The organism is Pseudomonas neuropathica, assembly GCF_015461835.1.
Taxonomy (GTDB): Bacteria; Pseudomonadota; Gammaproteobacteria; order Pseudomonadales; family Pseudomonadaceae; genus Aquipseudomonas; species Aquipseudomonas neuropathica.
The window spans coordinates 66,275-80,504 of the sequence record NZ_JACOPX010000011.1 but is presented as its reverse complement, the minus strand read 5'-3'; the positions used below and the strand labels follow the sequence as shown (position 1 = coordinate 80,504).

Below are 14,230 nucleotides of genomic sequence, written 5' to 3'. Positions count from 1 at the left end.
CAGGCTGCGATCTTTTGATCTTGATCTTAAAAAACAAGATCAAAGGATCGCAGCCTCGTTTCACTCGACAGCTCCTACACAGTTCGTTTTGTGGTGACATTTCAGAGGACACCGTTTTGCGCTCTACCGAAGTCGTGATCATTGGCGCTGGCGCTGCTGGGTTGATGTGTGCACTGACCGCCGCCGGGCGTGGGCGTCAGGTTTTGCTGCTCGACCACGCGAACAAGGCCGGCAAGAAAATCCTGATGTCGGGCGGTGGTCGTTGCAATTTCACCAACATGTACACCGAACCGAGCAATTTCCTCTCGCAGAACCCGCATTTCTGCAAATCGGCACTGGCGCGCTACACCCAGTGGGATTTCATCGGCATGGTCGGCAAACACGCCGTGCCGTACCACGAGAAGAAACTCGGCCAGTTGTTCTGCGATAACAAATCCAGCGACATCCTCGAAATGCTCCTGACCGAGTGCGATCAGGTCGGTGTGGAGCTGCATCTGGACACCTCGATCCAGACCATCGAGAAGGTCGAAAGCGGTTACCTGCTCGACACCACACTGGGCCAGATCCAGTGCCAGTCGCTGGTGATCGCCACCGGCGGTCTGTCGATCCCGACGCTGGGCGCCACCGGTTTCGGTTATCAAGTGGCCAAACAGTTCGGCCATGAACTGCTGCCGACCCGCGCCGGGCTGGTGCCGTTCACCATCACCGATCAGCTCAAGGAACTGTGCACCGAGTTGTCCGGGACGTCGGTGGATTGTCTGGTCAGCTGCAACGATCAGAGCTTTCGCGAGAATATTCTGTTCACTCACCGTGGCCTCAGCGGCCCGGCGATTTTGCAGATTTCATCGTTCTGGGAATCCGGCGACACGGTGGAGATCAACCTGCTGCCGGATCACGACGCGGCGAGCTGGCTGCTGCAGCAAGTGGCCGAGCGTCCGAACAGCGAGCTGAAGACCCTGCTCGGTGAGATCTTCACCAAGAAGATGGCCAATCTGTTGGCGGATAACTGGTTCGTGTCCAAACCGATGAAGCAGTACACCCATGCGGAACTGGCGGAAATCGCCGAGAAGCTGGGCAGCTGGAAAGTGGTGCCGGCGGGCACTGAAGGTTATCGCACGGCCGAGGTAACACTCGGTGGCGTCGATACCCGCGAAGTGTCGTCCAAGACCATGGAATCGCTGAAAAGCCCTGGCCTGTACTTCATCGGCGAAGTGCTCGACGTCACCGGGCATCTGGGCGGTTTCAACTTCCAGTGGGCCTGGGCCTCCGGCTACGCCGCCGCGCAGTACGCCTGACCGAAACAAATTCCCCTGTAGGAGCTGCCGAAGGCTGCGATCTTTTGATCCCGCTTTTTAAGATCAAGATCAAAAGATCGCAGCCTTCGGCAGCTCCTACAGGGGGTAGCGGGCGATCAAGGAACACTTTTTGCTGTCAGATGTGATCGGCGCCATTGCGTCAGCGTCATTACTGGCTCAATTTAGCGGCATCGCCTCGGAAGGCCTTCGCACTTCATGTCCTCGACCTCGTTTCGTCAGTCTTTGCGGCGCCTGTGGGCGCTGGATAAATTCAGCTACAGCGTGCGGGTGTTCATCGCCCTGACCGGCAGCATGGCGCTGTGTTGGTATCAGGATGAAATGGGCCTGCTGATCCCGTTGTTCCTGGGGATTATCGCCAGCGCCCTGGCCGAAACCGACGACAGTTGGCAGGGCCGCCTCAACGCCCTCGCCGTGACACTGGTGTGTTTCAGCATCGCCGCGCTGTCGGTGGAATTGCTCTTCCCCTACCCGATCGTCTTTGCCATTGCCCTCGCGCTGGCCAGTTTCGGCCTGACCATGCTCGGTGCGCTCGGCGAGCGCTATGGCGCGATTGCTTCGGCGACGCTGATTCTGTCCGTATACACGATGATCGGCGTCGATCAGCGCGGCGGTGCGGTCACCGATTTCTGGCACGAACCGATGCTGCTGGTCGCCGGTGCCGCGTGGTACGGCTTGCTCTCGGTGTTGTGGCAGGCGCTGTTTTCCAACCAGCCAGTGCAGCAGAGTCTGGCGCGGCTGTTCCGCGAACTGGGTTTTTACCTGAAGCTGAAATCGTCGCTGTTCGAGCCGATCCGGCAGATGGACGTCGAAGCCCGGCGGCTGGAACTGGCCCAGCAAAACGGTCGCGTGGTGGCGGCGCTGAACAGTGCCAAGGAAATCATCCTGCACCGCGTCGGCAATGGCCGCCCCGGATCGAAAGTCAGCCGTTACCTGAAACTGTACTTCCTCGCTCAGGACATCCACGAACGCGCGAGTTCTTCGCACTATCCGTACAACGCACTGGCCGAAGCGTTCTTCCACAGCGACGTGCTGTTCCGCTGCCAACGCCTGTTGCGCCAGCAAGGCAAGGCCTGCCGCGCTCTGGCCGAATCGATCCAGATGCGCCAGCCATTTATTTATGACGCAAGTTTCGCCGAAGCCCTCAGCGACCTCGACGCCTCCCTTGAACACCTGCGCATCCAGAGCAATCCGGCCTGGCGCGGATTGCTGCGTTCGTTGCGCGCACTGGCAGCCAACCTCGGCACCCTCGACCGTTTGCTCAGCGACGCGAGCAATCCCGATGCCTTGGCCGATGCGACCGACAGCAGCCTGCTCGACCGCTCGCCGCGCAACCTCAAAGACGTCTGGGTGCGCCTGCGCACGCAGCTGACGCCGACGTCTCTGCTGTTCCGGCATGCCCTGCGCCTGCCATTGGCGCTGAGTATCGGTTACGGCATGGTGCATTTGATTCACCCGTCGCAGGGTTACTGGATCATCCTCACCACGCTGTTCGTCTGCCAGCCGAACTACGGCGCGACCCGGCGCAAACTCGGTCAGCGGATTTTCGGTACCGCCATCGGCCTGACCGTGGCGTGGGCGCTGTTCGATCTGTTCCCGAGTCCTTTGGTGCAGTCGTGTTTCGCCATCGCCGCCGGCGTGGTGTTCTTTACCAACCGCACCACGCGCTACACCCTGGCGACAGCGGCGATCACCATCATGGTGCTGTTCTGCTTCAATCAGGTCGGTGACGGTTACGGACTGTTCCTGCCACGGTTGTTCGATACCTTGCTCGGCAGCCTGATTGCCGGCCTGACGGTGTTCCTGTTCCTGCCGGACTGGCAGGGCCGCCGCCTGAACAAAGTGCTGGCCAACACCCTGACCTGCAACAGCATCTACCTGCGCCAGATCATGCAGCAATACGCCGCCGGCAAGAGTGATGACCTCGCCTATCGGCTGGCCCGCCGCAACGCCCACAACGCCGATGCGGCACTGTCGACGACGCTGGCGAACATGCTCATGGAGCCGGGGCATTTCCGGAAGGAAGCGGATGTCGGTTTCCGTTTCCTGGTGCTGTCGCACACCTTGTTGAGTTATCTGTCAGGGCTGGGCGCGCATCGCGAGACCCAGTTGCCGGCGGATGTGCGTGAGCATTTGATTGATGGTGCCGGGGTGAAGCTGGCAACGAGCATCGACGAAATCGCCCAAGGGCTGGCGAACAAGCAGCCGGTGGCGATTCAGAGTGATGAAGAAGAAGCGCTGGCCAATGAGCTGGAACAGATGCCTGATGAAATTGATGAAGGACAGCGGTTGGTGCAGACGCAACTGGCGTTGATTTGCCGGCAGTTGGGGCCGTTGCGGACGTTGGCGGCGCACTTGATCAAGGACACCAATGAGGTCAGCGCTGGCTGACAGGATGCCTTCGCGAGCAAGCTCGCTCCCACATGTGTTCTGTGTCGTTCACAAATCCAATGTGGGAGCGAGCTTGCTCGCGAAGATGCCATCAGCCACATAGAAAATTCTGGATCAGCCCTCACATCCCATGCTGCCTCAACAACTTGTCATAACTCCCATCCGCCTTCATCGCCGCAATCGCCTTATCAAACCCCGCGACAATCTGCTCATGCTGCGGATTCTTCAAGCTCACCAATATATGCAGGCTGTTCTCACTCAACGGCTTGGGTAAAAACTCCACCGAATTGCGCACCTTGGCGGATTCCCGCGCCAGGTAATACTTCGCCACATACTCATCCTCCAGCGTCAGCTTGACCCGATCCGCCGCGAGCATGCGCACGGCCATGGCGAAGTTGTGCACAGGGACTTTCTGCAACGCCGTGTCGGCATCGAACGGCGCCGAATAGGCGTAGCCGCGCACCACCGCAATCGGGTAGGTGTGCAGTTGCTGCAGATTGGAATAGTCGAGTGGCGTGTCTTTGCGCTTGAGAAAACGGATGCGGTTGAGCAGGTATTCCCCGGAAAATTGCCCGAGTCTGGTCCGCTCGTCGTTGTACCAGGCGTTGACCAGCACATCGTAACGGCCCTCACCCACGCCAAGCAGCGCCCGTGCCCACGGCACCTGCTCGTAACCGCTGGCGTAACCGGCTCTGGACAGCGCGGTGCTGACAATGTCGGTGGCCAGGCCGCCGTTGACCAGCGTGTCGTCGGTAAAGGGTGGCCAGATATCAAACACCAGCCGCAGCTTATCCGCTGCAGCGGTCTGAGCCAGCAAGAGCAATCCGATCAAAGCAAAGGCTCGATGCAAACGCGGCATGCTTGAAAATCCTTAGCGGGCAAGTTGCCCAGCATGTTTTCAGCCAAAACCCCAAGGCCCCTTACCGGCAAAACCCAGGCCCTAACATTAGCTCATTGCAGCCAGTGCACAGGGCTCTCCAGCAGATTACACAAAGTCGCCGAGACTGCGAGAAAGGAATGATGGCATTTTGACCTTTGTCACAGACTCTTACGCCATACAGACATCTTTGCCACAGGCGCTTAGTATCGGGCGACACGTTCAAGGAATCGGCAAATGACAATCGAATGGGTCTGCAAACATCACAGTGATCTGGGCAAGGAACAGCTGTACGCGCTGTTGAAGCTGCGCTCTGACGTGTTCGTGGTCGAACAGAAATGCGCCTATCCGGACCTCGACGGCCAGGATCTGGAAGGCGACACCTACCATCTGATGGGGTGGGAGGATGACCAGTTGATGGCGTACCTGCGCCTGCTGGACCCGGAATCCCAAGGGGGTGACGTGGTAATCGGCCGCGTGATTACCGCACCGCAGGGGCGCGGCAAAGGGCTGGGGCACGAAATGATGGAGCAGGCGCTGAAGCAGGCCGAAAAGCATTGGCCGCAAGTGCCGATCTATTTGTCGGCGCAGGCGCATCTGCAGGGGTATTACGGTCGGTACGGGTTTGTTGTGGCGGGTGAGGAGTATCTGGAGGATGACATTCCGCACATTGGGATGCGTCGTGCCTGAACAGCCCCTCACCCTGGCCCTCTCCCGGAGGGAGAGGGGACTGGCCGAGTTGTGCTGCGCTATCCACCGACCTGAAAAACCGAGTCGATTATGGATTCACACCAACACTTTCAGGTCGGCGTACCTCTCCAATATCCCCCAATCGGCCCCCTCTCCCTCTGGGAGAGGGCTGGGGTGAGGGGCTCTTCAGGGATACTCAAGCACTGCCTTGATCTGCCGCAAATTACGCTCGATCCACCCGCGATCAATCGCCCCCCACTCACGAATCCGATAGCGCCCGGCGTGATTACGCGCGCCCTCTTCCTGCTCAAATTCACAGACGATATCCAGATCCGCCAACGCGGCAATCGTGTCCTGCGCCGTGCGCCGGGGCATGCCGGTCACTTCGGTCAGCGTCGGCACGCTCGGCGCCAGACCGCTGTCGATCAGGTACGCCACATACAAGCGGCGGTAGAAACTGCTTTTGGTCTTGCTGACGTCCATCCACACCTTCCTGGTTGCGTACTGTTAAGCCTGCATATCGCGCCACGTCAGGTACACACGCAGATCAAACTCGACCTGGTGATACCCCGGCAGCATGTGCTCGCACAATTTATAGAACGCCTTGTTGTGATCCGACTCCTTGAAGTGCGCCAGTTCATGCACCACGATCATTTTCAGAAAGTCCGGCGCGGCGTCCTTGAACAACGAGGCGATACGAATCTCTTTCTTGGCCTTGAGCTTGCCGCCCTGCACCCGTGAAACCGTGGTGTGCAGACCCAGTGCGCGGTGGGTCAGGTCGAGGCGGTTGTCGAACAGCACCTTGTCGATGGCCGGGGCGTTGCGCAGGTATTCCTGCTTCAGGTCCAGCGCGTAGCTGTACAAAGCCTTGTCGCTCTGCACGTCGTGTCGCCCTGAATAGCGTTGATTCAGGTAATCACCCAGACGCCCTTCGGCAATCAGTTGGCGCACCTGATCCTGTAATTGCGCGGGATAGGCCTGGAGGTACTTCAACACAGTCATGGACGAGCGACACGGTTCGAAAAGGTGCGCCAGTGTAGCGAATTCAACCGGGCAGCGCGCTCCAGTCAAACGGCTCGGCGAAGCTGACCGCGTCCTCGGCCATCAGCGGCCGCGCGACGAGAAAACCCTGCACGTATTCGCAGCCATGGGCTTGCAGCCATTGGTATTGCTCAATGGTTTCCACTCCCTCGGCAATCACCAGCAACCCGTATTGTTTGCACAGACTGATCACCGTACTGACCAGCGAGGCGTCGCGTTTGGAGTCCGGCAACCGCGCAATAAGATGTCGATCAAGCTTGAGGGTATCCAGTTCCAGATCACGCAGATGCGCCAGCGAGCAGGGCCCGGAGCCGAAGTCATCCAGCGCCACTCGCACGCCCAGATTGCGCAGCAAACGCAGTTGTTTGCGGGTTTCGTCAGGATTCTGCATCAGCGCTTCTTCGGTGACCTCGACCTCCAGTTGCCGAGGCTGCAAGGCGTGCCGCTCCATCACCTGACGCAACTCGGTGACCAGATTCGGCAGGCTGAACTGGGTGTTGCTCAAACTCACACCGAGCACCAGATCTTCGGCAAACAGGGTTTCCCAGGCTTTGCGCTGACCGGCACCACGATGATAAATCCAGCTGCCGAGGCGGCTGATCAGCCGCGCCTCCTCCAGCAACGGCAAGAACAACCCCGGCGGGACATCGCCGACACTCGGATGCTGCCAACGCAACAAGGCTTCGAAGCCACGAATCTGGCCCGTGTCGATGGCCACTTGCGGCTGATACACCAAGTTGAAATCGCGATTCTCGATGGCGGCACGCACGCTCTCTTCGAGCATCAACCGCGAGCGCGCCCGGCCATTCATTTCGTGATCGTAGAACCGATATTGCTGACGCCCGGCGCGCTTGGCTTCATACATGGCGATATCGGAGGCACGCAGCAATCCATCAAGGTTCGAGCCGCAGTCCGGGTAAGTGGCGATGCCGATGCTGGCGCCGAGAGCGATGTCCAACCCCTCGATCTGCTGACAGATCGACACCCGCTCGATGAGTTTTTCGGCAATCTTCGCCGCTTGCTCGGGAAACTCCAGATCCAGCAGCGCGGTAAATTCATCACCGCCCATGCGCGCCAGAATGTCGAGCGGCCGCAGACAGGCCTTCAATTGCTCGGAAACCCAGCGCAACACCCGATCGCCGGCGTCGTGGCCTAGCGAATCGTTGACCCGTTTGAAGCCGTCGAGATCCAGATACAGCAACACCCAACTGCTGTCGCTGCGCTCACCGCGCAGAAGCAGATTTTCCACGGTCTGGTAGAAGCCACGACGGTTGAGCAAACCGGTCAACGGATCGGTCACCGCCTGGAATTCGAGTTGCTGGTGCAAGTGACGCACCACCGACATGTCCAGCACGGTCACCACCATCGCGTGTTGTTCGGTGGGCAACGCCGCGCAGGACAGGGCCACCGGCACCTGCTGGCCGGGCGCAGTGCGCAGCAAGGCATCGTGCAGCCTTAGCGTTTCGCCACGCTTGTAGCTGGCATAAAACTCGGAATCGGCCCACAGCGGAATGTGCGGTTTCTGCAGGTAGTCGAGAAATTCCTTACCTTCCAGTTCCTTCACCGGGGCATTCAATAACCGCGAAATCGCCGGGTTGGCGAAACGGATCAAACCATCCTCGCCCACCACCAATATCCCCTCGGCGGCGTTATCCAGTACCGAAGCATTGAAGGCGCGCGCCACTTCCAGGTCATGACTCAGGCGCTGCAACGCGCGGCGATTGCGCTGGTGTTCCAGCAACGCCTGCACCTTGGGCTTGAGAATCTGCGGATCGAACGGCTTGAAAAGGTAATCCACCGCACCACTGGCATAGCCCTTGATCACGGCGTCCTGGGATTGTTCGTTGGCGGTCAGAAAGATGATCGGCGTCAGGCGCGTGCGCTGGCTGCCACGCATCAGGCGCGCGACTTCAAAGCCGTCCATGCCCGGCATCTGCACATCCAGCAGCACCAGATCGACGTCGTGGGAGAGCAGAATATTGAGCGCTTCGAAACCGGAGGCTGCGGTGAGGACGTGCCAATCCTGACGCTGCAGCAACGCGCGCATGCTGATCAGATTTTCAGGGTAATCATCAACGATCAAAAGGACAGAGCTGCCTTCACCTGGCGGGGGTTGCGCGCATTCCATGCTGCTTCTCTTGTCGGGACTTTTGGTCGGCTTCCGGTAAAAACCGTACACATACTGAGCCTTCACTCTAGTACTGGATCCAAGAAAGCAGAAGCTGTCATCAGGCCATCATTTAACCAAAGCGTGAATTTGCCGACTAACGGTCACCGCTGAAGCCCCCGGAAACCGGCAGAGATGGCATTTCGACAGGATGTTGACGTCAATCATCTGCCAAACGGGCGTTAACAAATTTTCCCTCTACGCTTATAAAGGCCGCCCCAAAACGTGCGGGCTAGAGCTTCTGGCACGTACGTGCAGTGAAACTTGAGTGGAAGAACCGACATGATCGATCTCGCAACCTGGAACCTCAGCGTTCCCGTTGGCAGCCCGCCATACACCGTCGAAACCTCAAAACTGGTGAACGGCTTCAAAGATCAGTACTTCCATTCCGACACCGGCACCTTGTTCTTCTGGTCACCGGTTACCGGGTCAAAAACCGAAAACGCCATTTATCCGCGCACCGAACTGCGCGAAACCTACAGCAACGGCACCCTGCGCAACTGGTATTACCCGGATGCCGACAACCTGCTGCGCGCGACCCTCACGGTGAACAAAGTGCCGAGTTCCGGCAAGATCGTCATCGGCCAGATTCATGCTTATGAAAGTCAGAAGCCGATGGTCAAACTTGAATATCAGTACAAAACCAAAACCGAGACCGGCAATCTGGTGATCAAGGTGCGCATGCACCCGGACGAGGATGAGAGTCGCGTCATCACGCTGGCGACCGGGATCAAACTGGATCGCGAATTCAACTACCTCATTCACCTGAGTCCTGGCGGTGCGTTGGGTGTGAGTGCGGCGGGGTATCAGTGGGACTCACAGATTAGTGCGACTTGGCGAAACAAGCCGTTGTACTTCAAGGCTGGGGTTTATGTGCAGGACAACACCGGGTATACGAGTGAGGGTGGGCAGGTGACGTTCAGTAAGTTGGATATTGATCATGACAAGTAGTGGTCACACGAAAAACAATAACTTTTTTTGAAAAAATTAAACAAGTGCAGGTGGCGAAACAGCTTACATCTTCGCCACCTCATTTATTATCTACTCACAATAAAACCATAAACAATAAGAGCCACACCGATTGCCCTGAGCAAAATAACTAGTTCTTTTCCCCTTTGAAGGCAAAGCTCCCTTTAACAACCTCTACTCCTCGGTCAGTCGTAAAAAGAAAGCTCCCCTTTGGATATTCGCCGTTTTCTTTCAAAATCAATTTTCCATGACGGTAATCGACCTGCCCCTGTCCGGGGAAATCCGTGGCAGCGAGAATTTTGTCATGATTGAATATAATGTCGTACTCATCTATAGGCATCATTCGATCAAATCGCAACATCACGTAGTATTGACTGTAATCCTCGTCCCCCTTTGCTTTAAAGTAAAAATAGTCATCAACAACTTGCCTATAAGGTCGGCTTTTATAGCTAATGGGGCCGTCTCCAATTTCCAGCGCAACCTCTACCCATCCAAAATCGTCCATCTTTGGAATTTTATCAAAATCTTCCTTTTTTAACGTGTTCATTATTTATTCACTCCAAAAATCAATTGAAGCACCACAGTAAGAAAACAACCCTCCCTTTCCAACTGTAATTTCTGACAGGTTGTTATAACTTTTAGAAATTAAAAAAATCTCAATAACACATAACATGCAGAAAACAACCAAAAAAGCGATACAAACTAAATATCTATTCCAACCCAATCTAAACAACTATCAATCTTGACAGTGGGCGACTGAAAACCACATAGATAACGTTGACTGACACACAATTATCCAGGAAGCCCCACCTATGTCTGACCCACTTGGAAGTTTCTGCAACGATGACGACAGCTTTTGCATCGATATTACCCATGCAAACGCAGGCAACGGTCAGTTGTGGGGCACGCTGAAAGATAACGCTCAGAGCTACCCGATTGCCGGGTCTTATTACCACCGAGACAGTACCTACACCGACGTTTGGTTCATGACGGACATCGCCGATGCAAAAGACAGCTGGCAAGGAGAAATGGACTGTTTGAGAGGTTACCCGACACTCAGCGCCATCCGCGCTCATGCCACGGGAGGTGGGCGCCATGCCCTGACCGGCTATCACTTGAAAGAGAAGCCTCCTCCCCAGTCAAAACACTGCACTCATTCAAGTGCGGACACATCGCTTTACGGTGGATTATTCGTTCAGTTGAAGCGCTCGATGCTTGGTTGACCTGTTTTTTAAATCCAGCTTTAAACAGCGCCGTTTAGATCTGTCGGCGGTTACTTCCGGATGCCTACAACAGCTTGCGTCGTTGCCTACGGGTACGCCAGAATCCGCCGGCTTGTGCGCCTGGCGGGCCATCGGTAACTTGATTCGCGTCACTGATTTCCAGTGATCGGGTTTAGTAGCCCGAGGTTTCAAGCGTTGTGCACAAGCATCTGTCAGTCAGGTATTCCCATACCTGCGCTTGATGGTAGCTGTGCGCAGGGCACCTTCGGGTGCGCCGGCTTGCTCGAAACCCCGGTCTACTAACCTGCGTACAGTTGCCTCCACTTTGATTTAGTAGCCAAAGCGGGGCACTCCAACCAGGTTTCGAGCAAATGACAAAATCAACGCCACACCCGCCAGAAACAGATCCCGCATCCCCCTACGAATCCCTCGATTCCAAAAAACTCAACGACGCCGCCGAACGCGCCCTCGACCTTTACCTGAAACCGTCCGCCTTCATCATGGCCAGTACGCATAAACCCGAACCCATGTACCTCGCCAACCCGAAGTACAACACCGAATCCCTGCTGGCCAACGCCAGCGAGACCCTGGGTTCAGCCAGCGAAATGCTCAACAACTTCGCCGCCATGCTCGACACCTCCCACCGCAAGACCGCACTGGGCATCGCGCAGGTGGTCATGCTTGGAGAGCTGGCGGTGAATCAGGCGCTGGATCACGTTGAAATGAAGGAATAGTCGTCCTTAAAAAACCCGCCTCACGGCGGGTTCCTGAATATCAATAAGCGCTAAAGCGTAGCTAAACGTTGCTATCTCCCAATACAGGCTTACGCTTCAATCCCGACCCAACCGAATCATTCAAGGCAACTGTACGCCCGGCATCCCATTCGCGTTGCATCCCCACTAACAATTCAGCGTCCACTCGCGACCGATGAGCAGTCAGTGCCTGACTCATTGCCTCAGCTATCCGATCAATGATCAACGCCGGTCTATCCACCGCGCAGTGTTTGCGGCCGAACTCGATCAGTTGCTGGCGATCCGGGTAGTCTTTGGTTTTATTCATTTTGATTGCCAGGGTACGGTCAACCAGTGACCGCCCTGACTTCGGGTTGTAGTTTTCATAGACCGTGGTGGTCGTAACATCGTAAATCGGGGCCAACTGCACGGTTTCTGGAGCCGCAGGCTGCGTGTATATAACGCCGAAGTTCTTCAAATGTGCATCGCCATTGCGCACCATCACCGATAGGCAGACAGACGAAAAGTATCGCTCCAGCTCCCGTATCGGATCGGCATGGCGACATACCTGGCGGATGACAGCCGCGAGGGTTTCATAGCTCTGCGAATACTTGTAATTGTCGTGAGGATCTTTGTTCAGACCCAACAGTACCGCCATGTCTTCGAAGCCGAGCCGGCCGGACGACGTCAGGTCAAACCGCTCCATGACAAACAGCTCACCGCTCTCGGAAAGCCAGAACGGTGGCGTTTCCAAACCTGCCAGCCGTGCCGCTTCCAGACACAAAAACTCGTTCTGGGCCAAGTGCTCATACTCCTCGGCTCCTGATTTGACGATAAGGTCGGAGCTAAGCATGGTTTTTCGGCTACCGGTGAGTTTGTCCAGGTCAGGCACCAGTACTTTGGGCTGCACTCCGGAAATACCCGACTCGAAGTAGGTTTCAACCAGAAAGTTGAATACGCCCTGAGAGGCGTCGGCAGACAGAATGTCTTGTAAACCGACTTGGGCACGCACGGCACTAGGTGGCTCAGTCGGATTTTCATAGGTGAGGCGACCAATCTGATTGCCGCCAATGACCGAAAGCAGCCGCATTTCATCGACCTGCATATGCTTGGCCATCCGACGCTTGATCTGATCGGCCAGAAAACCTTCCGGCACATTCATATCGAAGATCGGGTGCAACACATTGCTCACCGCGGGTGTCGGGTCATAAGGCATGACCAATGAGACTTCCCTGGACGCTTCCGCCGACTGGTAGGTAAACGAGAACTGCGAACCTTTGGACAGCTCACCCGAGCAGCCTTGCGGCGTCATCACGTTGAGTCGTTTGACCTTATTCATCATGCTCTACCAGATCGGCGAGCGACTTGAGATCGATTCGGTTGTCGACGATTTCAAGCGCCATGCCCAACGCGGCAATCACCCGGAACACGGTATAAAAAGCGACGTTTTCACCGGCCTCAAGATCGATGATGGTCTTGCGACTGCATTTGGCCTTATGCGCCAGCATTAGCTGACTGAAGCCCTTGGCTTTTCGCAGCTGACGAATGCGTTCGGCGAAAATCGCAGGATTGCTCAGGATCAAAATGTCACCCATATAGGACTTTAAGCTGATAAAAACCATTAAAGTTCACTATATGTGACATTTCAAGTGCGGATTTCCGAGTATCACTTCCAAACATTTCACCCACAAAAAAACCCGCCTCACGGCGGGTTTCTTTTAAAGCAGTTCAACGCTCAGGCTTAGTTAACCTTGGCGTTCAACTCACCCTTCAGATAACGCTGATACATCGCTTCCAGCGAGATCGGCTTGATCTTCGAAGCATTACCGGCAGTACCGAACGCTTCATAACGAGCGATACACACATCACGCATCGCCGTCACAGTCGCGCCGAAGAATTTACGTGGGTCGAATTCGCTCGGGTTGGTGGCCATCAGGCGACGCATTGCGCCGGTGGACGCCAGACGCAGGTCGGTGTCGATGTTGACCTTGCGCACGCCGTGCTTGATGCCTTCGACGATTTCTTCAACCGGTACGCCATAGGTTTCTTTGATGTCGCCGCCGTACTGGTTGATGATCGCCAGCCACTCTTGTGGCACCGACGAGGAACCGTGCATCACCAGGTGGGTGTTCGGGATGCGCTTGTGGATTTCCTTGATGCGGTCGATCGCCAACACGTCACCGGTAGGTGGCTTGGTGAACTTGTAGGCGCCGTGGCTGGTGCCGATGGCGATGGCCAGGGCATCAACCTGAGTGCGTTTAACGAAGTCAGCGGCTTCTTCCGGGTCGGTCAGCATTTGGCTGTGATCCAGAACGCCTTCGGCGCCGATGCCGTCTTCTTCACCGGCCATGCCGGTTTCCAGCGAACCCAGGCAGCCCAGCTCGCCTTCTACCGAAACGCCGCAGGCGTGCGCCATGGCCACGGTTTGTTGGGTAACGCGGACGTTGTAGTCGTAGTCGGTCGGGGTCTTGCCGTCTTCGCCGAGGGAGCCGTCCATCATCACCGAGCTGAAGCCCAGTTGGATCGAGCGCTGGCAGACGTCAGGGCTGGTGCCGTGGTCCTGGTGCATGCACACCGGGATGTGCGGGAACTCTTCGATCGCGGCGAGGATCAGGTGACGCAGGAATGGCGCGCCGGCGTATTTGCGAGCGCCGGCCGAAGCCTGAACGATCACCGGGGAGTCAGTCTTGTCAGCGGCTTCCATGATGGCGCGCATCTGCTCAAGGTTGTTGACGTTGAAGGCTGGAACGCCGTAGCCGAATTCGGCTGCGTGGTCCAACATCTGGCGCATGCTGATAAGTGCCATTGTGTGTGTCTCTCCCGGTTGA

The 14,230-nt window shown here is 56.6% G+C and carries 14 protein-coding genes; 6 read left to right on the top strand and 8 right to left on the bottom strand.

Annotated features, from left to right (window positions below; translation table 11 throughout):
* Window positions 1–116: 116 nt before the first annotated feature.
* Together H8F23_RS17480 and yccS are read left to right on the top strand one after the other, a co-directional pair.
* On the top strand, window positions 117–1,295 hold the full coding sequence (locus tag H8F23_RS17480; RefSeq protein WP_194935217.1) for a BaiN/RdsA family NAD(P)/FAD-dependent oxidoreductase: 1,179 nt from the start codon (window positions 117–119) through the stop codon (window positions 1,293–1,295).
* A gap of 216 nt (window positions 1,296–1,511) precedes the next feature.
* Complete coding sequence (yccS, locus tag H8F23_RS17475; RefSeq protein ID WP_194935216.1) at window positions 1,512–3,704, top strand: YccS family putative transporter; 2,193 nt, start codon at window positions 1,512–1,514, stop codon at window positions 3,702–3,704.
* Window positions 3,705–3,825: 121 nt separating this feature from the next.
* On the opposite strand, the gene H8F23_RS17470 is transcribed toward yccS, so the two are convergent.
* Complete coding sequence (locus H8F23_RS17470; protein WP_093429876.1) at window positions 3,826–4,563, bottom strand: substrate-binding periplasmic protein; 738 nt, start codon at window positions 4,561–4,563, stop codon at window positions 3,826–3,828.
* Window positions 4,564–4,818: 255 nt separating this feature from the next.
* Between H8F23_RS17470 and H8F23_RS17465 the strand changes: the two genes are divergently transcribed.
* A complete protein-coding gene (locus tag H8F23_RS17465) occupies window positions 4,819–5,271 on the top strand; it encodes a GNAT family N-acetyltransferase (protein WP_034153611.1) in 453 nt (150 codons plus the stop codon).
* Window positions 5,272–5,457: 186 nt separating this feature from the next.
* Here H8F23_RS17465 and H8F23_RS17460 read toward each other — a convergent pair whose 3' ends face one another.
* The 3 genes from H8F23_RS17460 to H8F23_RS17450 are packed head-to-tail and all read right to left on the bottom strand — an operon-like array spanning window position 5,458 to window position 8,440.
* A complete protein-coding gene (locus H8F23_RS17460; protein WP_007913779.1) occupies window positions 5,458–5,754 on the bottom strand; it encodes a winged helix-turn-helix domain-containing protein in 297 nt (98 codons plus the stop codon).
* A 24-nt stretch (window positions 5,755–5,778) separates the two neighbouring features.
* Window positions 5,779–6,273 carry a M48 metallopeptidase family protein gene (locus tag H8F23_RS17455; RefSeq protein ID WP_099757394.1) on the bottom strand — a complete coding sequence of 165 codons (495 nt, stop codon included), beginning with the start codon at window positions 6,271–6,273 and terminating at the stop codon, window positions 5,779–5,781.
* A 43-nt stretch (window positions 6,274–6,316) separates the two neighbouring features.
* Window positions 6,317–8,440 carry a putative bifunctional diguanylate cyclase/phosphodiesterase gene (locus H8F23_RS17450; protein WP_194935215.1) on the bottom strand — a complete coding sequence of 708 codons (2,124 nt, stop codon included), beginning with the start codon at window positions 8,438–8,440 and terminating at the stop codon, window positions 6,317–6,319.
* A gap of 321 nt (window positions 8,441–8,761) precedes the next feature.
* Here H8F23_RS17450 and H8F23_RS17445 point away from each other — a divergent pair, with 321 nt between their 5' ends.
* The gene (locus tag H8F23_RS17445; protein ID WP_194935214.1) at window positions 8,762–9,430 is read left to right on the top strand and encodes a polysaccharide lyase family 7 protein; all 669 of its coding nucleotides are present in this window, start codon (window positions 8,762–8,764) and stop codon (window positions 9,428–9,430) included.
* A gap of 148 nt (window positions 9,431–9,578) precedes the next feature.
* Here H8F23_RS17445 and H8F23_RS17440 read toward each other — a convergent pair whose 3' ends face one another.
* Window positions 9,579–9,995, bottom strand: a complete 417-nt coding sequence (locus tag H8F23_RS17440) for a hypothetical protein (protein WP_194935213.1) — start codon at window positions 9,993–9,995, stop codon at window positions 9,579–9,581.
* A 265-nt stretch (window positions 9,996–10,260) separates the two neighbouring features.
* Here H8F23_RS17440 and H8F23_RS17435 point away from each other — a divergent pair, with 265 nt between their 5' ends.
* Window positions 10,261–10,671, top strand: coding sequence for a hypothetical protein (locus tag H8F23_RS17435; protein ID WP_194935212.1), 411 nt, complete (start codon window positions 10,261–10,263; stop codon window positions 10,669–10,671).
* A gap of 371 nt (window positions 10,672–11,042) precedes the next feature.
* Window positions 11,043–11,405: a DUF6124 family protein gene (locus H8F23_RS17430; protein WP_194935211.1), complete on the top strand. Its 363-nt coding sequence runs from the start codon at window positions 11,043–11,045 to the stop codon at window positions 11,403–11,405.
* A gap of 61 nt (window positions 11,406–11,466) precedes the next feature.
* Here the strand turns inward: H8F23_RS17430 and H8F23_RS17425 are convergent, their stop codons facing one another.
* The 3 genes from H8F23_RS17425 to fba all read right to left on the bottom strand — a co-directional run bounded on the left by H8F23_RS17425 (window position 11,467) and on the right by fba (window position 14,208).
* On the bottom strand, window positions 11,467–12,741 hold the full coding sequence (locus tag H8F23_RS17425) for a type II toxin-antitoxin system HipA family toxin (protein ID WP_194935210.1): 1,275 nt from the start codon (window positions 12,739–12,741) through the stop codon (window positions 11,467–11,469).
* Complete coding sequence (locus H8F23_RS17420) at window positions 12,734–12,997, bottom strand: helix-turn-helix transcriptional regulator (protein ID WP_228759280.1); 264 nt, start codon at window positions 12,995–12,997, stop codon at window positions 12,734–12,736. The genes H8F23_RS17425 and H8F23_RS17420 overlap by 8 nt, the downstream gene beginning before the upstream one ends.
* Window positions 12,998–13,143: 146 nt before the next feature.
* Window positions 13,144–14,208 carry a class II fructose-bisphosphate aldolase gene (gene fba / locus H8F23_RS17415; protein WP_008081027.1) on the bottom strand — a complete coding sequence of 355 codons (1,065 nt, stop codon included), beginning with the start codon at window positions 14,206–14,208 and terminating at the stop codon, window positions 13,144–13,146.
* Window positions 14,209–14,230 lie beyond the last annotated feature (22 nt).